General features: G+C 66.4%; 15 protein-coding genes. 11 read left to right on the top strand and 4 right to left on the bottom strand.

The genetic code is table 11. The features are described 5' to 3' along the window. Positions 1-3: 3 nt before the first annotated feature. From ACWIGM_RS16210 to ACWIGM_RS16200, 3 genes are all read right to left on the bottom strand, one after another. Positions 4-981 carry an ABC transporter permease gene (locus ACWIGM_RS16210; protein ID WP_454026938.1) on the bottom strand — a complete coding sequence of 326 codons (978 nt, stop codon included), beginning with the start codon at positions 979-981 and terminating at the stop codon, positions 4-6. Between the two features lie 40 nt (positions 982-1,021). Beyond that, on the bottom strand, positions 1,022-2,626 hold the full coding sequence (locus ACWIGM_RS16205; RefSeq protein ID WP_454026937.1) for an ABC transporter substrate-binding protein: 1,605 nt from the start codon (positions 2,624-2,626) through the stop codon (positions 1,022-1,024). Positions 2,627-2,725: 99 nt separating this feature from the next. Beyond that, positions 2,726-3,577 carry a VOC family protein gene (locus ACWIGM_RS16200; protein ID WP_454026936.1) on the bottom strand — a complete coding sequence of 284 codons (852 nt, stop codon included), beginning with the start codon at positions 3,575-3,577 and terminating at the stop codon, positions 2,726-2,728. Positions 3,578-3,903: 326 nt separating this feature from the next. Here ACWIGM_RS16200 and ACWIGM_RS16195 point away from each other — a divergent pair, with 326 nt between their 5' ends. The 11 genes from ACWIGM_RS16195 (at position 3,904) to ACWIGM_RS16145 (ending at position 17,228) form a co-directional block, all read left to right on the top strand. After that, entirely contained in the window at positions 3,904-5,232 is a 1,329-nt protein-coding gene (locus tag ACWIGM_RS16195; protein ID WP_454026935.1) for an NAD(P)/FAD-dependent oxidoreductase, read from the top strand. Positions 5,233-5,356: 124 nt separating this feature from the next. Then, entirely contained in the window at positions 5,357-5,881 is a 525-nt protein-coding gene (locus ACWIGM_RS16190; RefSeq protein WP_454026934.1) for an RNA polymerase sigma factor, read from the top strand. A 111-nt stretch (positions 5,882-5,992) separates the two neighbouring features. Continuing rightward, on the top strand, positions 5,993-6,958 hold the full coding sequence (locus ACWIGM_RS16185) for a FecR family protein (protein WP_454026933.1): 966 nt from the start codon (positions 5,993-5,995) through the stop codon (positions 6,956-6,958). 107 nt (positions 6,959-7,065) lie between these two features. Then, positions 7,066-9,546 carry a TonB-dependent siderophore receptor gene (locus ACWIGM_RS16180; protein ID WP_454026932.1) on the top strand — a complete coding sequence of 827 codons (2,481 nt, stop codon included), beginning with the start codon at positions 7,066-7,068 and terminating at the stop codon, positions 9,544-9,546. Between the two features lie 35 nt (positions 9,547-9,581). Beyond that, positions 9,582-10,691, top strand: coding sequence for an ABC transporter substrate-binding protein (locus tag ACWIGM_RS16175; RefSeq protein WP_454026931.1), 1,110 nt, complete (start codon positions 9,582-9,584; stop codon positions 10,689-10,691). Next, entirely contained in the window at positions 10,688-11,434 is a 747-nt protein-coding gene (locus ACWIGM_RS16170) for a siderophore-interacting protein (RefSeq protein ID WP_454026930.1), read from the top strand. The genes ACWIGM_RS16175 and ACWIGM_RS16170 overlap by 4 nt, the downstream gene beginning before the upstream one ends. Positions 11,435-11,548: 114 nt before the next feature. Continuing rightward, positions 11,549-12,610 carry a multiple monosaccharide ABC transporter substrate-binding protein gene (gene chvE, locus ACWIGM_RS16165; protein ID WP_454026929.1) on the top strand — a complete coding sequence of 354 codons (1,062 nt, stop codon included), beginning with the start codon at positions 11,549-11,551 and terminating at the stop codon, positions 12,608-12,610. Between the two features lie 99 nt (positions 12,611-12,709). After that, positions 12,710-14,239, top strand: a complete 1,530-nt coding sequence (mmsA, locus tag ACWIGM_RS16160; RefSeq protein ID WP_454026928.1) for a multiple monosaccharide ABC transporter ATP-binding protein — start codon at positions 12,710-12,712, stop codon at positions 14,237-14,239. Between the two features lie 11 nt (positions 14,240-14,250). Then, positions 14,251-15,435, top strand: a complete 1,185-nt coding sequence (gene mmsB, locus ACWIGM_RS16155) for a multiple monosaccharide ABC transporter permease (RefSeq protein ID WP_454027017.1) — start codon at positions 14,251-14,253, stop codon at positions 15,433-15,435. 83 nt (positions 15,436-15,518) lie between these two features. After that, positions 15,519-16,292: a FadR/GntR family transcriptional regulator gene (locus tag ACWIGM_RS16150; protein ID WP_454026927.1), complete on the top strand. Its 774-nt coding sequence runs from the start codon at positions 15,519-15,521 to the stop codon at positions 16,290-16,292. 45 nt (positions 16,293-16,337) lie between these two features. Continuing rightward, entirely contained in the window at positions 16,338-17,228 is an 891-nt protein-coding gene (locus ACWIGM_RS16145; protein ID WP_454026926.1) for an NAD-dependent epimerase/dehydratase family protein, read from the top strand. Between the two features lie 41 nt (positions 17,229-17,269). On the opposite strand, the gene kdgD is transcribed toward ACWIGM_RS16145, so the two are convergent. Continuing rightward, the gene (gene kdgD / locus ACWIGM_RS16140) at positions 17,270-18,220 is read right to left on the bottom strand and encodes a 5-dehydro-4-deoxyglucarate dehydratase (protein WP_454026925.1); all 951 of its coding nucleotides are present in this window, start codon (positions 18,218-18,220) and stop codon (positions 17,270-17,272) included. Between the last annotated feature and the right edge of the window lie 29 nt (positions 18,221-18,249).

Here is an 18,249-nt window from a genome sequence, read left to right as displayed (position 1 = left end):
TGCTCAGCTCCCCGTCGTGATGCGCGGGTCGAGCCGGGCGTAGAGCAGATCGACGATGAAATTGACCGCGATCACCAGCAGCGCCGAGACGAAGACGATGCCGAGCAGCGTGTTGAGGTCGCGCTGGATCACCGATTCATAGGCGAGGCGCCCGAGGCCCGGCAGCGAGAACACGCTCTCGACCACGACCGAGCCGCCGAGCATGGTGCCGGCCTGCAGGCCGATCAGAGTCACCATCGGCAGCAGTGCGTTGCGCAGCACATGCCGCACCACGACGCGCGTCTCGTCCATGCCCTTCGAGCGCGCGGTGCGGACGAAGTCGAGATTGAGCACCTCGAGCATCGAGCCGCGCATGATGCGGAGGTAAATCGCCATGTAGAACAGGCCGAGCGTCAGCGTCGGCAGGACAAGGTGCAGGGCGATGTCGAGTGTCCGCCGCAGGCCGGTATAGCTGACGGTGATGTCCTCGAAGCCGCCGGCCGGCAGCCATTGCAGATAGATCGAGAAGACGACGATCGCCATCAGCCCGAACCAGAAGGTCGGCATCGCATAGAACATCAGGCCGAAGGTGGAGATCAGCGTGTCCGGCCATTTGTTGACGCCGCGCGCCGCGACCACGCCGAGGATCAGCCCGAAGAAGAAGGCGAAGGAGAGCGAGGCGGTCATCAGGAGGATGGTCGCCGGCAGGCGCTCGGCGATCACCGTCGCCACCGGCTTGCCGTAGATCGCGGAGAAGCCGAGATCGAGCCTGACCAGCCGCCAGAGATAATTGCCGAGCTGGGCCCAGACCGAGAGGTCGAGCCCGTAGAATTCGCGCAGCTGCCGGGCGGTCGTGGCATCGCCGCCACCCATCTGCGCCATCATCGCATCGACCGTATCGCCGGGTGCGAGCTGCAGCAGCAGGAAGACCCCGATCAGGATCAGGAAAAGGGTCGGGATCGAGGCGGCAAGACGCCGCCCCGCGAGACTTAGAACACGCATGGCAACTGGCCGTATTGGGCTGACAACGTAGGCGAGAGCGTCACTCCGCCAACCAAAGATCGTGCCAGGAGGACGAGCCCCAGCGCGGCGTATTGGAGTGGTTGCGGGCCTTGGCGCTGATCGCAGTCAGGAAGATCTGCTCGATCGGTGTCCAGATCGGCAGCTCGCTGTTGGCGCGCCGCACGAAGTCGCCATAGAGCGCCTTGCGCTTGGCCGCATCGACCTCGGTCGCCGCATCGTCGATGATCTTGTCCATGGTCGGGTCGGTCCAGTCCCATTGATTGGTCCAGGGCGCGCCCTTGGGCTGGCCCGACCGGTACCACACCGTGGTCGAGACGGCCGGGTCGTTGCGGTACTGGTGCCAGCCGGTAGCGAGGTCGAAGGCATGGTCGTCGTAGACCTGCTTCAGGAAGCCGCCGCCATCGGTGCGGACGATCTCGACCTTGATGCCGACATCGGCGAGCGATTGCTGGATGAAGGTCGCGAACAGCGAAACGTCCTCGCCCCAGGGCGCCGGCAGCAGCCGGAGCGAGAAGCGCGTGCCACCGGCGCCGGGCTTGAAGCCAGCCTCGTCGAGCAGCTTGGCGGCGAGCTTCTTGTCGAACGGATACTGCGGGCCGTTGTCGGCCGGGTAAAAATCGGTCGAGACCGAGGGGATCGGCCCGGTGCCGCGCTTGGCGAAATCGCCGAGGAAGTTCTCGATGAAGAACGGAATGTCGAGCGCATGAGCGATGGCGCGCCGGACGCGGATGTCGGCGAGCTCCTTGCGGCGGAAATTGAACTCGATCGTGTTGGTGCGGGCGTTGCCCTCATTGCCCTTGGTCGAGACGATGAAGCGCGGATCCTTGCCGAGGCGGGCCGAGTCCGAGATCGTCAGGCCCGAGAACGGGCTGTAGTGGATCTGCCCCGCTTCCATCTGGGCGGCGGCGGCGGCGCGGTCGGTGACCACGCGCCATACGATCCGGTCGAGATAGGGCGCATTGGCGCGCCAGTAGTTCGGATTGCGCTCGGCGATGACATGCTGGCCGCGCTCGTACTGGACGAACTTGAACGGGCCGGTGCCGACCGGCGCGAGGTTGACCGGGTTCTGGCGGATGTCGCCCTTGCCCTCATAGAGATGGCGCGGCGAGACATAGCCGAGATCAGGCAGTGCGCGCAGCAGCAGGTTGAGCGGCATCGGGCGCTCATAGCGGAATACGGCGGTCAGCGGGTCGGGCGTGTCGACCGCGGTGAGGAAGAGCTGCAGCGTCGAGCCGTAGTTGAGGATCTTCTTCCACATCTCCATCGCCGTGAACTGCACGTCGGCGGAGGTGAAGGGCTTGCCGTCATGCCAGGTCACGCCGGGGCGGAGCTTGAAGGTGATGGTCTTGCCGTCGGGGGCGGCTTCCCAGCTCTCGGCGAGCACGCCAACCGGCTGGCCCTTGGCGTCGAGGTCGACCAGCTGTTCCTGGATCTTGCCGCCGATGATGTAGACGCCGGTCGAGGCCTGGAGGCTGGGATTGAGCTGGCGCTGCTCGGCGCCGTAGTGGACGGTAAAGACGCCGCCCTTGCGCGGCGTCTCCTGGGCGAAGGAGCGCATCGGGAACAGCACGCTGGAGGCGATGGCGGCGCTGGTCTTCAGCGCGGCGCGGCGGGTGATATCCATGGATGATCTCCTGGGGCCGGCGTGCAGGCTCGGCACGATGCGGGCGTCACAAGGCCCCGTCAATGCGACGGGGCCGCTCTCGAAACGGGGAAAACCGCACTACTGCGGCAGGAAGCTCACGATCACGCCATTGGCGGAGGCGGCGGGGACACTGAGCGCAGCACCATGCCGGACGCCGACGGAACCGAGCACCTTGGTGGCGCCGTCGAGATCAGAGCTCGCCAGCACGATCGCCACGGCCCCGGCAGGCGCCGTGCCGGCCCGCACCGCCTCCGGATAGCGCCGGGCGAGGCCGGCCGCGTCGTAGAACAGGAAGTCGGCGCGCTTGCCGCCGGACGGCACCAGCCAGCCATCGTCCTGCTGCTGCACCGGCTCGTCGATAAGCCGGCTCAGATGTTCTGCCGCGGCCTTGGCATCGGCAGCGAGTACCTCGACGCGGATGATCCGGCTCGCGCCGTTGGCATGGCTCTGCAGCTCGGGAATCCAGACCGTCTCGCGGGTCAGGTGCTGGCAGGCGAAGATGCGCAGGCTGCCGGGGTTCTCGTCAAGCGGCCAGCGGAAGACGTTGAACCTGGCTTCGCCCTTGCCGCCATTGGGCAGGTCGACCGGGCGGCCGAAATGGACCGGGCCGAGCGGCTTGAGACCGCGGCTCTTCAGCTCGGCCGCGCCGGCTGCCGCGTCATCGGTGGTGAAAGCGGCCCGCTCGATGCCTTCACGCTCTTTGAGGAAGTCGCGGGTCGGCTTGTTGTGCTCGGTTTCGGCCAAAATGCCGAGCAGCTCGACATAGTCGTCGCCGAACATGATCGTGTAGTTGCCGCTGCCGAGAATGGGCGAATGCGTGCCGCGCGGCGAGACGGTGAAGCCGAGGCTCTGCCATTGCCGGGCGGAAGCGTCGAGATCGCGAACCGTCACCACGACATGGTCGAGGCCGAGAATGTGCTTGAGCGGCATGACGCCCCCTTATGATCAGAACCCAACGGAAGGAGAGTTCATCCGAACGCAGAGAGGGGCGCAATCGCTCCGGGATGGCATTTCCTGCAACCCCCGCTGCGCCGCAGACATAGCGTCGGGAGAATAGTATTTTCAAGAACCCGAGAAGCAGAGCTAAAATTTGGTAGAAACTGATCGTTTTGAGCGAGAAATATAGAAAATTGTTCTCCGGCAGATGAACCGGCGGGAAGGGCCTACTTGCGGGCCGGCGATCCTGGCGGCAAGGATATGGGCGCGCCCATCCTATGGGATTGCGCCCATCCGATCCCAGCCGAAAGCCGCCGCTGATGACCGCCTCTTCCTCCGTCGCCTGGCCGCCTTCGCTCTGGGCCGCGACGGCCCAGCCCGGCCCCGTGCTCGGGACGCTTGAAGGCGCGGTCGAGAGCGATGTCGTGGTGATCGGTGCCGGCTTCACCGGCCTGTCGACCGCGATCCATCTGCGCGAGAGCGGGGTCGGCGTCACCATCCTGGAGGCTGCCGAACCGGGTTGGGGCGCCTCGGGGCGCAATAACGGACAGGTCATCCCGACCCTAGCCGGCCACGATCCCTCTACAATGACCGCCCGGCATGGCGAGGCCGGCGAGCGCTTCAACGCGGTGCTGCGCGATGCCGCGCAATATCTCTTCGACCTCGTGCGAAAGTACGAGATCCCAGCCGAGGCCGAGCAGGCCGGCTGGGTTCAGCCCGTCCATTCGCCCGGCCGCTTCAAGCTCGCCGAGAAGCGCGTCAGGGAATGGTCGGCGATCGGCGCACCGGTAGAGCTCCTCGATCGTGCCGCAGCGGCCGAGATGCTCGGCTCGGATGCCTGGTTCGGCGGCTTCTGGAATCGCACCGGTGGCCATATCAATCCGCTGGCGCTGACCCGCGGGCTCGCCGAGGTCGCGCTCAGGCTCGGCGCGACGATCCATGCGCGCTCGCCGGCGGTGAGCATGACGCATCAGAGCGGCCGCTGGGTGGTGACGACGGCAAAGGGCTCGGTGACCGCGCGCGCGCTCGTGCTGGCGACCAACGCCTATACCGGCGAGTTCGCGCGCGACCTCGCGCCGGATATCGCCAATGAAGTCATCCCCGTCCTGTCCTGGCAGATGGCGACCAGGCCGGTCAGCGATAACATCGCCAAGACGGTGATCCCGGGCCGGCAGGCGATGTCGGACACGCATCGCGAGCTCTATTTCGCCCGCTGGGACGCCCGCAACCGCCTGGTCACCGGCGGCGCCGCGATCCTGCCGGGAGCCGGCGGCGCCAATCTGCGCCCGACGGTCGCGGCGCGGCTGAAGCGGCTCTGGCCGCAGCTCGGCGATGTCGAGTTCGACTATGTCTGGTCCGGCTATGTCGGGATGACCCCCGACAACCTGCTGCAGCCGCAGGTGCCGGGCTATCCGCGCATCCACCAGCTAGGGCCGAACGGTTTTGGCTGGGTCGGCTGCAATGGCCGCGCCGTCGCGCTGTCGATCTCGCTCGGCCGCGAGCTGGCCAAGGCCACACAAGGCACAGCGCTGGAGACGCTAGGTCTGCCGCTCTCGACGCCGAAGCCGCAGCCCTTCCAGGGCCTGATCCGGCGCATCGCGCCGCTGGCCCTGCCGCTCTACCGCAGGCTGGACGCGCAGGAGATCTGACCCTCGCGTTGCAGCGCTGCTGTGCGCACATTAGAGGGTATATAAACTATTGTTTTCATTGACTTTACTGCGCCTGATGTCTGATAGCAGCGCAGCACCGACCGGTGCTGTGCAGTGAGGATCGATGTCCGACGAGGCGCTCAGCGTCGCCGCTCTCTACGCAACCGAGCAGGACCGGCTTCGGCGGCGGCTGGTCGGGCGTGGGCTCAGCGCTCAGCAGGCGGCTGACGCGGTACAGGAGCTGTTCCTGCGGCTGCTAAGGACGCCACGTACTGATGTACGCGATGCGAGCGCCTATCTCAGCCGCGCGGCTGACAGCATCGCGATCGACCACTGGCGGCGTGAACACCGCGCGAGCCGCCTGTTCGAGGCCGAGCCGCCGGATGCGCTGCTGATCGCCGATCCCGCCCCGTCGGCCGAGGCCAGGCTCGTCGAACGCGACAAGGCCCTGGATCTCGATCAAGCGCTCGCCGCTTTGCCGCCGCGCTGTCGCGAGGTGCTGCTGCTGCACAAGTTCGAAGAGCTCAGCTATGCCGAGATCGCGCAGCGCCTCGGCATCTCCCGCAATACCGTCATGGTTCATCTCGCCAACGCAATGACCCTGCTGAGGAAGCATATGCGCGAGAAAAATCGCGCGGGCACTAATTAGTTTTCTGCTCGGGATCGTCTAAACAACAGGGCGGCCGGCAGGCCGAGAGATGGAGCATTGGCGCACCATGCGTCTGCGAAAACCGGCATTGCGGCTCGGGCCTACGCGCTGATGGAGACGGCCCCCACTGGCACCGTCGACGACGAAGCCGTCGCCTGGTTTGTCAGGCTGCGTGACGAGGAGGCGTCCGAAGCGGACCGGTCCGCCTTTGCCGTCTGGCTGGAGGCCAGCCCAGTGCACGCACGGGCCTGGCGCGAGCTCAAAACCGTCTGGGGCGCGTTGGATCAGGCCGCCGCACCGAAGCTGACGACCACAGCTGCGCCGAACATCCTCGCGCACAACGCGGCCCGGCACCGGCCCCGCACCTCATGGCGGCCGCTGGCTGCCGCGGCGATGCTTCTGCTGGCGATGACCGCCACCTGGCGCCTCTCCCCGGCCGGCTTGCTCTCCGACCACCGCACTGGCATCGGCGAGCGCCGCATCGTCGCGTTGGCGGATGGCTCACGAGTCGAACTCGGCCCGGCGAGCGCGATCGATGTCGACCTCACCGGAGCCCGGCGGAGCGTCAGACTGGTCGCCGGCGAGGCTTTCTTCGCGGTGGCCCGCGACACAGCCAGGCCGTTCGTGGTCAGCGCCGGCCAGGGCGAGATCGCCGTACTCGGCACCGCCTTCGATGTGAAGCTCGGCCAGAGCGAGGCCGTCTCGGTCGTCGTGACCGAGAGCAAGGTCGCGGTCAGTGCCGCCGGAAGCCAGGCCGTCGGCGTCATCGCCGGCGAGGAGGTCAGCTATGACCGCAATGGCGTCTCGGCGGTGCGCCCGGCCGATCTCGACAGCGCCCAGGCGTGGCGGCAGGACCAGCTCGTCTTCCACGATACACCGCTCGACACGGTGCTGAGCGAACTCGGCCGCTATCGCCGCGGCCATATCCAGCTGCTGGGCGGCGAGCTCGGCAAGCGACGCATCACCGCCGTGTTCGACGCCAAACGCCCCGATGCGGCGCTCGAGACCATCGCCCACAATCTCGACCTGCGGCTGTTGCGCATGAGCGACTACCTCGTCGCTCTCGTTGCCAGGTGAAGAAAAATCGCGCCGGCGCTTAATTAGTTCTCTTCCCCCGAGCGTCTTCCCCAACGGGGGAGCGCCAGAACGGCGCTTCGCATGATCGCGGACAGGGGCATCGGACGATGAAGAGCAGGAACAAGGTCGGACAGCAGGCGGTCCGGCCGGCGCTGATTGCCGCGCTGCTGGCGGGAACGGCGCTCGGCTGTTTCGCCACGCAACCGGTGCTGGGACAGGCGCCCGCGGCGACGAGCGCCGCAATCGATATTCCTGCCCAAGCTCTTTCCTCAGCCCTGATCGCCTTCTCGCGCCAGACCCGGATCGAGATCTTCGTCCCGTCCTCGCTCGCAGCCGGCAAGCGCTCCGGCGCTGTCTCGGGCACCCAATCGCCGGAAGCCGCGCTGCAGCGCCTGCTCGCCGGCACCGGCCTGACCTATCGCTTCACCGGCGCGCGTTCGGTCACGGTCGAGGCCAGGGCCACGGCTGGCGCGGCCCCCGCCGGCGCGATCCCGCTCGACGAGGTTGTCGTCGAGGGCGCGCGCGGGCTGCCGCCGCCGACCGGAACGATCGGGCAGCCGCCCGCCCCCTATGCAGGCGGCCAGGTCGGAACCGGGACCCGGCTCGGCTTCTTCGGAAACCGCTCCGTCCTGACGACGCCCTTCAACGTGACGGGTTATACGGCCAAGCTGATCCAGGACCAGCAAGCGAGGTCGCTCGCCGACGTCGTGCAGAACGACCCGTCGGTGCGCAACGACGCCCCGCCATTCAGCGAGCGGGATTCGTTCTTCATCCGTGGCTTCTCGGTCGTCAATCTCGATACGTCCTTCGACGGCCTTGCCTATATCGCCAATCCGCGCCGCAGCGTCGTCGAAGGCATCGAGCGCGTCGAGATCCTGAAAGGCCCGACCGCCCTGCTCAATGGCGGGGTCGCCCGCATCGGTGGCACGATCAATCTCATTCCCAAGCGCGCTTTCGACGAGCCGCTGACACGCGTCACCACGACCTATCTCAGCGATGCGCAGCTTTGGACGCATGTCGACCTCGGCCGCCGCTTCGGGCCGTCCAAGGAATGGGGTGTCCGCTTCAACGGCTCCTACCGGCAGGGCGACGCGCCGCTCGACAAGAACGCCATCGAGGTCGGAAACCTCTCGCTCGGCCTCGATTATCGCGGCGAGCGCTTCCGCGCCTCGCTGGACCTGGCTCATTCCACCCAGAACGCCACGGCACCGACCTCGCTGTTCAATGCGGCGGTTCCGAACATCGCCATCCCGCGGGCTCCGAACGGGCGCAGGAATACCTCGAGCTCGCTCGAATACAACGACAGCCGCTACAACATGGCAGCCGGCCGGGTCGAATTCGACCTCACACCCGACACGACGATCTATGCCGCTGCCGGCGCCAGCCGCTATCGCGAGGATTTCCTGTCCTCGTCCTATCAGATCACCAACGCGGACGGCCGCGCCACGAACAGTCTCGCCATCATGCCGCTGGAACTGCAGGGCTATTCGGGCGAGCTCGGCCTGCGCTCGAAATTCCAGACCGGCTTCATCGACCACCAGGTCAACATTTCGGCCTCGCAGTCGATCAACGAGAACTATTCGCGCGGCTTCTTCCCACCCGCGCTGCCTACCTTCCAGACCAACATCTACGCGCCGGTCCATCTGCCGCGCGAGTCCGTCAATACGTTCGGATTCCCGCGCTCCAGCCGGCAGCCGCTCTTCACCAGCCTGATACTGCGCAGCGTCGCGATTGCCGACACGCTCTCGATCGCCGGCGACCGGATCCAGGTGACGGTCGGCGGGCGCTATCAGGACATCGTGCTGAAGAGCTATGTCACGCGCCCGGTGCCCACCTTCGGCACGCTTGCATCGACCTACAAGGAGGGGCGGTTCAGCCCCGCGATCGCGGCGGTCGTGCGCCCGACCGACAAGCTCTCGATCTACGCCAACTACATCGAAGGCCTGACCGAAGGACCGAGCGCCCCGGCCACGGCCGTCAACGCCAACGAGGTCTTCGCGCCCGTCGTCAACAAGCAGACGGAGGTCGGCGTCAAATATGACTTCGGTACAGTGGCTGTCACGGCCTCGCTCTTCGAGATCAGGCAGCCGAACGCCTTCACCGATCCGGCGACGAACCGCTTCTCCGTCAGCGGCCTCCAGGTCAACCGCGGCGCCGAGTTCACCGTGTTCGGCGAGCCTTTCGAAGGCGTGAGGTTGCTCGGTGGTGTCACCTTCATGGACGCGGAGCTCGCCAGCACGGCCGGCGCTCAGTTCGACGGCAAGACCGCTCCCGGCATCCCGACCACGGCGATCAACCTCTATGGCGAGTACGATCTTCCCTGGGTGCGCGGGCTGACGCTCACCGGCCGGATGATCTACACGAGCAAGATGTTCTACAATCAGGCGAATACACAGTCGGTCCCCGACTGGACACGCTTCGATTTCGGCTTGCGCTACGCCTTCACCGGCCCGGCAGGCAAGCCGGTGGTGCTGAGAGCGAGCGTCGAGAACGCTTTCGACCGGACCTATTGGGCATCCGCCGCGCGCGGCTTCCTGGCGGTCGGGGCGCCCCGGACCTACGTGCTCTCCGCCCAGGTCGACTTCTAGCCGATCGCCTCATGCCGACCCGGAGACCAGACGCCATGCTGCGCGCGGCCCTGCTCAGCCTGTCCCTCCTGCTTCCACCCGCCATGGCGGATGCGAAGCAGGTGACCGATCTCGCCGGCAGGACGGTGACGGTTCCCGACAAGGTCGAGCGCATCATCATCGGCGAGGGCCGCTATGTTCCGGCCCTCGCCATCCTCGACCGGGATGACCCCGTCGGGCGCCTGGTCGGCATGATGGGCGACTACGAGGCCGTCGATCCGGCAAGCTATGCCCGCTACCATGCGCGCTTCCCGAAGATCGCCGGGATCGCCCGGATCGGCCGCGCCGCCAAGGAGAGCTTCAGTCTGGAGCAGGCGATCGCGCTGAAACCGCAGGTCGCGATCTTCGGCCTCGGCGGCCACGGCCCGGACACGCGCTCCGGCGAGGTGATCGCGGCGCTGGAGAAAACCGGCACGGCGATCATCTTCATCGATTTCCGCAGCGACCCGCTGGTCAACACCCCGAAATCGCTGGAACTGCTCGGCCAGGTACTCGGCCGCGAGAAGGAGGCTGCCGAGTTCCTCACGCTCTGGCGCGTGGCGCTGGCTGAGGTCGAGGGCCGGCTGAAGCAGGCGAAACCGGCACCCGTCGGCGTCTTCGTCGAAAGCCGTGTCGGGCTCGATTCGAGCTGCTGCGAGACGATGACGCGCGGCATGATCGGCCGCTTCGTCACCGCGGCGGGCGGCTTCAACGTCGCCGAGGCGATGGTGCCGGGCGAGGCCGGAACCGTCAGCCTGGAATGGCTCCTCGCCCATCCGCCGCAGGTCTATGTCGGCACCGCGATCGGCGGTGCCGCGTCGGCTGAGAGGAAGCCCTGGCTCGCGCTTGGCGCCGGGGTTTCCGCGGATGTCGCGCAGGCGAGCCTCAAGCGCTCGCTGGCGCGCCCCGGCATTGCGCAGCTCGAGGCGGTACGCCTTGGCAGGGCGCACGCGGTCTGGCACCACTTCTACAATTCGCCTTTCAACGTCGCGGCGGTGCAGGCTTTCGCCAAATGGCTGCACCCCGCGCTCTTCGCCGATCTCGATCCCGAAGGGTTGCTCCGCCAGCTGCACGAGCGCTTCCAGCCCTTCCCCCTCGACGGCGTCTACTGGACCTCACTGCCATGACCGATATGCCTGCCGCGCCCGCCTCCCGTCCCGCCCTCGAAGAATGGCACCTTTCCGTCGTCGAGGCCCTCGACGTCGCGCCGCGCATTCGCCGCGTCGTCTTCACCGCCGATACGCTGGACCAGCTCGACTACCGGCCGGGCCAGGCGCTGGTGCTGCGCATGCCGTTGCCGGAGGGCGGCACCGGCCGGCGCGACTACACCATCCGCTGGCTCGATCGGAACGCGAAGCGGCTCGCCATCGATTTCGTGCTGCACGGGGCGACGCCGGCACCGAGCTGGGCCAAAGCTGCGCGCCCTGGGGATACCTTGCTCGCTCATGGTCCGCGTGGCCGCACTGTCGTCGTCCCGGATGCGGAGTGGCACCTGTTCTGCGTCGATGAGACCGGGATGCCGGCACTGCGGCATATGCTGGAAACGATCCCCGCCGGCACGAGAGTCCATGCCCTGATCGAGAACGCCTTCGCGCAGGACGAGACCGCCATCGAAACCGCTGCGGCCTTGACCAGCCGCTGGCTCGCGCGTGGCAGCATCCCTGCCGGACCGAACGCGCTGGTGCTGGAAGCCCTGCGCGCCCTGCCGCTTTCCGCCGGCAAGGGGCAAGCCTACTTGATGGGTGAAACGAGCAATGTCCGCTCCTGGCGGCATCATCTCGTGCAAGCGGGGATGCCAAAGGCGGCGATCGCCTCCGAAGGCTATTGGCGACCGGGCCGCGTCGGCGGTCACGACCACGTCGACGACTAGCTGATTGACAAGCCACACCGGCTCTGCCCAACTGCGAGCGCCTGTTGGTATATTATATGACTAATAGGCAGGCCTGCCGGAGAGCAGGCCACTGATCAATCATGGGAGAGACGCATGAAGGCAGTCCAATGGATGATGGCCCTTGCGCTTGGCGCTTTCGCCTTTGCGCCGATGGCGCAGGCTCAGCAGAAGGGCACGATCGGCGTCTCGATGCCGACCAAATCCTCGGCGCGCTGGATCGCCGACGGCGACAACATGGTGAAGTCGCTGAAGGAGAAGGGCTACGGCGTCGATCTGCAATATGCGGACGACGACATCCCGAACCAGCTCGCCCAGATCGAGAACATGATCACCAAGGGCGTCAAGGTCCTGGTCATCGCCGCGATCGATGGCACCACCCTGTCGGACGCGCTGCAGCAGGCCGCGAGCAAGGGCATCAAGGTCATCGCCTATGACCGCCTGATCCGAAATTCCAAGAATGTCGACTACTACGCCACCTTCGACAACTTCCAGGTCGGCGTTCTGCAGGCCGGCTATATCGAGAAGGCGCTCGGCCTGAAGGAAGGCAAGGGCCCGTTCAATATCGAGCTGTTCGGCGGCTCGCCCGACGACAACAACGCCTATTTCTTCTACAACGGCGCGATGTCGGTGCTGGAGCCCTACATCAAGAGCGGCAAGCTCGTGGTGCGCAGCGGCCAGCTCGGCATGGACAAGGTCTCGACCCTGCGCTGGGACGGCGCCGTCGCCCAGGCCCGCATGGACAACCTGCTCAGTGCCTACTACGCCGACAAGCGCGTCGACGCCGTGCTCTCGCCCTATGACGGGCTGAGCATCGGCATCATCTCCTCGCTCAAGGGCGTCGGCTATGGCAGCGGCAAGCAGGCCATGCCGGTGATCACCGGGCAGGACGCCGAGGTCCAGTCGGTCAAGTCGATCCTCAACAAGGAGCAGACCTCGACCGTGTTCAAGGACACGCGCGAGCTCGCCAAGATCGCGGCGAACATGGTCGACGCCTCGCTCTCGGGCAAGGAGGTCGAGGTCAACGACACCAAGACCTATGAGAACGGCGTCAAGACCGTGCCGTCCTACCTGCTCAAGCCGGTCAGCGTCGACGCTTCCAACTGGAAGGAGACCCTGATCGCCAGCGGCTACTACACCGAGAACCAGGTGAAGTAAGCGCGCCGCGACGGCCGGGCACTACACGCGCCTGGCCGCAACGCCCCTCCGGGCGCGGGCTCGCAGTAGCCCGCGCGCTCTCCGCTGCGGGATGAAGCGATGCAGACAATCCTCGAGATGCGCGGGATCACCAAGACGTTCCCAGGCGTCAATGCGCTCGACAACGTCAACCTTACCGTCGAAGCGGGCGAGATCCACGCCCTCGTCGGCGAGAACGGCGCCGGCAAGTCGACGCTGATGAAGGTGCTGAGCGGCGTCTATCCGCACGGCTCCTATTCCGGCGCCATCCATTTCGACGGGCAGGAGCGCCAGTTTCGCGGCATCGCAGACAGCGAGAGCCTCGGCATCATCATCATCCACCAGGAGCTTGCCCTGGTACCGCTGCTCTCGATCGCCGAGAACATCTTCCTCGGCAATGAGCAGGCGAACCATGGCGTCATCGACTGGTCGGCGGTCTCGGCCCGGGCCAAGGAGCTGCTCGCCAAGGTCGGGCTGAAGGAGGCGCCGGAGACGCTGGTCACCACGCTCGGCGTCGGCAAGCAGCAATTGGTCGAGATCGCCAAGGCGCTGTCGAAGCGGGTCAGGCTGCTCATCCTCGACGAGCCGACTGCGAGCCTGAACGAGCGCGACAGCGACGCTCTGCTCGAGCTGCTGCTCGAATTCAAGAAGCAGGGCATCGCCTCGATCCTGATCTCGCACAAGCTCAACGAGATCGCCAAGGTCGCCGACGCCATCACCGTGCTGCGCGACGGTGCGACGGTCGAGACCCTCGATTGCCGCGCGCAGGCGATCAGCGAGGACCGCATCATCAAGGGCATGGTCGGGCGCGAGATGGCCGACCGCTATCCCAAGCGCGAGAGCCGTCCCGGCGAGGTCCTGTTCGAAGTCCGGAGCTGGACGGCCCATCACCCGATCCATGCCGAGCGGCAGGTGGTGAAGGGCGTCGATCTCAGCATCAGGCGCGGCGAGATCGTCGGCATCGCCGGGTTGATGGGGGCCGGGCGCACCGAGTTCGCGATGAGCCTGTTCGGCCGCTCCTACGGCCAGAAGATCAGCGGCATTGCGATGCTCGGCGGCAGGGAGATCGATGTCGGCACGGTGGAACGCGCCATCGCCAGCGGCCTCGCCTATGCGACCGAGGATCGCAAGTCCCTCGGCCTCGTCCTCGAAGAGGACATCTGCAAGAACGTTACCCTCGCCAACCTGGCAGGTGTCGCCAGCCGCGGCGTGATCGACGACATGCGCGAGCTCGCCGTCGCCAACGACTATCGCGCCAAGCTCAGGATCCGCAGCCCGAGCGTCTACCAGCAGACCGTCAACCTCTCAGGCGGCAACCAGCAGAAGGTCGTGCTGAGCAAATGGCTCTTCGCCGACCCGCAGGTGCTGATCCTCGACGAGCCGACGCGGGGCATCGATGTCGGCGCCAAATACGAGATCTATACGATCATCAACCAGCTGGCCGAGGCCGGCAAGGCGGTGCTGATGATCTCCTCGGAAATGCCCGAGCTGCTCGGCATGTGCGACCGCATCTACGTCATGAACGAGGGTGCGCTCGTCGCCGAGTTCGATGGCGCCGAAGCATCCCAGGAAAAGATCATGCAGGCCATCATGAGATCGGGGAGACGCTGATGGATACGAGCCTGACCGACGATGTGCGCGGCTCGAAGGGCGCATCCTCGCTGAGCTTCATCAAGTCGCATTTCCGCGACTACGGCATGCTGCTCTCGCTCCTGGCGATCATGCTGTTCTTCCAGGTCATGACCGACGGCACGCTGCTGAAGCCGCTCAACCTGACCAATCTGATCCTGCAGAACAGCTATATCGTCATCATGGCGCTCGGCATGCTGCTGGTCATCGTCGCCGGCCATATCGACCTCTCGGTCGGTTCTGTGGTCGGCTTCGTCGGCGGCCTCGCCGCGGTGCTGATGGTGCGCTACGGCGTCCACTTCGTCCCGACCATCATCATTTGCTTGATCGTCGGTGGGCTGATCGGTGCGGCGCAGGGCTACTGGGTCGCCTATTTCAACGTGCCGTCCTTCATCGTCACGCTTGCCGGCATGCTGGTCTTCAAGGGCCTGACGCTCGCCCTGCTCGGCGGCATGTCGGTCGGCCCGTTCCCGCCGACCTTCCAGAAGCTCTCCTCCGGCTTCATCCCGGACCTGTTTGGGATGGAGGGCTTCAACCTGACCGCGCTCTTCCTTGGCGCCGCCTGCGTCGTCGCGATGGTCTATTTCAGCCTGAGAGGCCGGGCTAACCAGCTCCGTCACGGCGTCGAGACCTCGCCCTTCACGCTCTTCGCCGCCAAGAACGCGCTGCTCGCCCTACTGGTCCTCGCCTTTTGCTATCAGCTTGCCACCTATCGCGGCCTGCCGAACGTGCTGGTGATCATGTTCCTGCTGATCGCCCTCTACGCCTTCGTCACCAACCGCACCGTGATCGGCCGGCGCATCTACGCGCTCGGCGGCAACGAGAAGGCAGCGCGGCTCTCGGGTATCAAGACCGAGCGCCTGACCTTCCTGACCTTCGTCAACATGGGCGTGCTCGCCGGGCTTGCCGGGCTGATCTTCGCCGCGCGCCTCAACACGGCGACGCCGAAGGCCGGCCTCGGCTTCGAGCTCGATGTCATCGCCGCCTGCTTCATCGGCGGTGCCTCGGCCTCCGGCGGTGTCGGCAAGGTCACCGGCGCGGTGATCGGCGCCATGGTCATGGGCGTGATGAACAATGGCATGTCGATTCTCGGTATCGGCATCGACTATCAGCAGGTCATCAAAGGCCTGGTTCTGCTCGCTGCGGTTTCGATCGATGTCTACAACAAGAAGAAATAGCTCCCCCATGCGACGGAGCCGCCTCGCTGCGATGCTGTGGCCGGCTAGCCGCTTCGCGCCGAACGGGGCGGGGTGAGCGCATCATGAACTCGCCGCAAGCCGGCCTCGTCCTCTCGATGCCTTCCCGCTCCGCGCATGATCTCGTCGTGCACGGCATCGGCCATCGCATCGTCGCTGGCCAGTATCCGATCGGCAGCACCTTGCCGGGGGATGCCGACCTGATGGAGCGCTTCTCCGTTTCACGCTCGGTCCTGCGCGAAGCACTCAAGACCCTCGCCGCCAAGGGCCTGGTCGAACCGAAGACCAAGGTCGGCACGCGCATTCTCGAAGAGAAGCGCTGGAACATGTTCGACGCCGATATCCTGAGCTGGCGCTTGCAGCGCGGCGCCGATGCGCCCTTCTTCGAGAACCTGTTCGACATCAGGCAGGCGCTCGAGCCGCTGGCGGCCGCCTCGGCCGCGCTGCGTCGCAGCGACGAGGACATCTGCCGGATCGAAGCGGCCTGGCGCCGCATGGGGCCGCCCGACCAGACGCGCGATGGCTTCACCACGGCCGATCTCGCCTTCCATCGCGCCATCCTCGACGCCTCCGGCAATCCCTTCCTGCATTCGATCGGCTCGGTCATCGAAACGGCGCTCGCCGCCGCCTTCGCACTGAGCGCGCCGGTCGACGATCCCGAACGCTTCGCGCTGGCGCTGCGCCAGCATCGCACCATTCTCGATGCGATCATCGCGCGCGACGCCGACGCGGCGAGCGCCGCCATGACGGTCGTCATCATCGAGGGCACGCGCTGGACCAGCATGGAAACGCAGGTGGCGCCAGGGATCGCGATCTCGCTCAAACTGTTCGGCCGCTGACCGCAGCGCTCTCACGCATTCCGCTTCCTCTCGACCGGACATCCGATGACATTGCAGAGCGCTATCCAGTCCGTCCTAATCACCGGCGCCGGTGGCAATCTCGGCCGCAAGCTGGCGGCTCACCTGCTCGCCAGCTCCTGGTGCCGGCGCATCGTTGCCGTCGACCGTCTGGCAGTTTCCGACCTGACGGACCCGCGGCTGGTCTGGATCGAGGCCGATCTCGCAGATCCACAAGACGCGCGCTGGCGCGAGGCCCTGCAGGGTATCGATGCGGTCGTCCACCTCGCCGCCAGCAACCCTTTGCCGGACGCGCCATGGAGCGATTCCTGCGCGTCCTTCGACATGACGCTGCATCTGCTCGAGGCCGCCGCCCAAGCCGGCGTGCGCCGCTTCGTCTTCGCCTCCTCCAACCACGCGATGGGTCAGTACAAGGACGAGCCGCTGGCGGGCACGATCGGCCCTGGCGGCCTGCGCACCGATTTGCCGCCCGGCCCTGGCACGCGCTTCTTCAACGGCCGCGAGATCGTGCAGGGCTTCGCCTATGGCGCCTCCAAGCTGATGGGCGAGCGCGCCTGCTGCGCCAAGGCCAACCTGTCTGGCAGCAGGTTCACCACCGTATCGGTGCGCATCGGCTGGTGCCAGCCGGGCGCGAACGATCCGCGCACCCTCAATACCTCCGGACTGCCCGGCGAGGAGCCCGGCGCCGGCGAAGAGGCCGAACGCGATCTTCGCTGGTTCCGCAATATGTGGCTGTCCGACCGCGACTACGCCGCCGTCATGGAAAGAGCATTGCTGGCGGATGCCGCCGGCTGGCCGGCCCCCGGCGTCGTCGTCAACGGCATGTCGGCCAACACGGGCATGCCCTGGAGCCTCGCGGAGAGCGAGAAGCTGATCGGTTACCGGCCCAAGGATGACGTCTGGGCCCAGCTTGATTGAGTCCAGATGTCATCAGGATCGAGGCGCGCCGGGCGACCCCGTCAGGCCGCGGCCAGTTCGCGTGTTGCGAAGTCGCCTGCGTCGAGGCGGGCGATGAGCGCCGCGAGTTCGGCCGTCTCGGCTTCGGTGAGGTCGGTCAGCGGCGCGCGTACGGGGCCGGAATCGCGGCCGATCACCTTCATGCCAGCCTTGATCATCGAGACGGCATAGCCGCGCTTGCGGTTGCGGATCGCGATCAATGGCAAGATGAAGTCGCGCAGGCCGGCCTGGACGGTAGCCCGGTCGCGCCGGCGCACGGCGGCGTAGAACTTGGTCGAGAACTGCGGAACGAAGTTGAACACCGCCGAGGAATAGGTGGTCACGCCCATTTCGAGATAAGGCAGGGCGAAGGTCTCGGCGGTCGGCAGGCCGCCGACATAGGTCAGGCGGTCGCCCATCTTCAGATGGATGCGGGTCATCAGCTCGATGTCGCCGACACCGTCCTTGAAGCCGACGAGATTGGGATTGCGCTCACAGAGCCGCGCCAGCGTCTCCTCGGTCAGGATGGCGTTGTCGCGGTTGTAGACGATCACGCCGAGCGTCGTCGCCTTGCAGACGGCATCAATATGGGCGGCGAGCCCGTCCTGCTCGGAGAAGACGAGATAGGGCGGCAGCAGCAGGATGCCGTCGGCGCCGGCGCTCTCGACCTCTTTGGCGAGCTCACAGGCGATCTGCGTACCGTGGCCGACGCCGGCCAGCACCGGTACGCGCCCGGCCGTCGCAGAGACGGCGGTCGCGACGACCCTGACCACCTCCTGCGGCGAGAGCGAGAAGAACTCGCCCGTGCCGCCCGCGGCGAAGAGACCAGCGACCTCGTAGCCGCAGAGCCAGTCGAGATTGGAGCGGTAGCGCGCCTCGTCGAAGGTGTTGGCAGCGGTGAACGGCGTGACCGGGAAGGACAGCAGGCCGTCGCCGATCCGCCTTGCCATCTCCTGCGGTGTGAACTTGCTCATGATCTCGATCCCTCGCTGGCGATGCCGAA

This window comes from Allobosea sp. NPDC055332 (assembly GCF_053645455.1).
This window is presented reverse-complemented; position numbering and strand designations above follow the sequence as displayed.

Excerpts from the sequence above, each read along its gene's own strand:
- ACWIGM_RS16210 (WP_454026938.1), bottom strand. The coding sequence starts at position 981 with ATGCGTGTTCTAAGTCTCGCGGGGCGGCGTCTTGCCGCCTCGATCCCG.
- ACWIGM_RS16205 (WP_454026937.1), bottom strand. The coding sequence starts at position 2,626 with ATGGATATCACCCGCCGCGCCGCGCTGAAGACCAGCGCCGCCATCGCC.
- ACWIGM_RS16200 (WP_454026936.1), bottom strand. The coding sequence starts at position 3,577 with ATGCCGCTCAAGCACATTCTCGGCCTCGACCATGTCGTGGTGACGGTT.
- ACWIGM_RS16195 (WP_454026935.1), top strand. The coding sequence starts at position 3,904 with ATGACCGCCTCTTCCTCCGTCGCCTGGCCGCCTTCGCTCTGGGCCGCG.
- ACWIGM_RS16190 (WP_454026934.1), top strand. The coding sequence starts at position 5,357 with ATGTCCGACGAGGCGCTCAGCGTCGCCGCTCTCTACGCAACCGAGCAG.
- ACWIGM_RS16185 (WP_454026933.1), top strand. The coding sequence starts at position 5,993 with ATGGAGACGGCCCCCACTGGCACCGTCGACGACGAAGCCGTCGCCTGG.
- ACWIGM_RS16180 (WP_454026932.1), top strand. The coding sequence starts at position 7,066 with ATGAAGAGCAGGAACAAGGTCGGACAGCAGGCGGTCCGGCCGGCGCTG.
- ACWIGM_RS16175 (WP_454026931.1), top strand. The coding sequence starts at position 9,582 with ATGCTGCGCGCGGCCCTGCTCAGCCTGTCCCTCCTGCTTCCACCCGCC.
- ACWIGM_RS16170 (WP_454026930.1), top strand. The coding sequence starts at position 10,688 with ATGACCGATATGCCTGCCGCGCCCGCCTCCCGTCCCGCCCTCGAAGAA.
- chvE (WP_454026929.1), top strand. The coding sequence starts at position 11,549 with ATGAAGGCAGTCCAATGGATGATGGCCCTTGCGCTTGGCGCTTTCGCC.
- mmsA (WP_454026928.1), top strand. The coding sequence starts at position 12,710 with ATGCAGACAATCCTCGAGATGCGCGGGATCACCAAGACGTTCCCAGGC.
- ACWIGM_RS16150 (WP_454026927.1), top strand. The coding sequence starts at position 15,519 with ATGAACTCGCCGCAAGCCGGCCTCGTCCTCTCGATGCCTTCCCGCTCC.
- ACWIGM_RS16145 (WP_454026926.1), top strand. The coding sequence starts at position 16,338 with ATGACATTGCAGAGCGCTATCCAGTCCGTCCTAATCACCGGCGCCGGT.
- kdgD (WP_454026925.1), bottom strand. The coding sequence starts at position 18,220 with ATGAGCAAGTTCACACCGCAGGAGATGGCAAGGCGGATCGGCGACGGC.